Source organism: Prevotella sp. CAG:255 (assembly GCF_000431195.1).
GTDB lineage: Bacteria > Bacteroidota > Bacteroidia > Bacteroidales > Bacteroidaceae > Prevotella > Prevotella rara.
The window spans coordinates 1-275 of the sequence record NZ_HF986773.1; the positions used below are offsets into that span (position 1 = coordinate 1).

Below are 275 nucleotides of genomic sequence, written 5' to 3' on the forward strand. Positions count from 1 at the left end.
ACGGGCATACGACTAAAGAGATATTTGGTAATTGCTTGCATCAGTATCTTATCAAGGATGCCATTGCCGATGAAAACGTGTTGGGTTTTCTCGTGGAGTATTATCACGGAAGCGAGGAAGTGGAAAAGGGCAATGCCAACCGCATGGAAGAAATCGCCAAATTCATCCTTAATAATTTCAATAAGTCAACCTTTGACGGTGAGTTTGACGCATTGTTTGCTGTGCAGTCCGTGCCAATGCTTATCCGCTATTACAAGATATTCAAGTCCTTGAAT

General features: G+C 42.2%; 1 protein-coding gene. It reads left to right on the top strand.

The annotated features are described in order from the left end of the window. Nucleotides 1–275, top strand: a 275-nt coding sequence (locus tag QVO66_RS01985; protein ID WP_288172447.1) for a hypothetical protein, incomplete at both ends; no start/stop codon positions are given.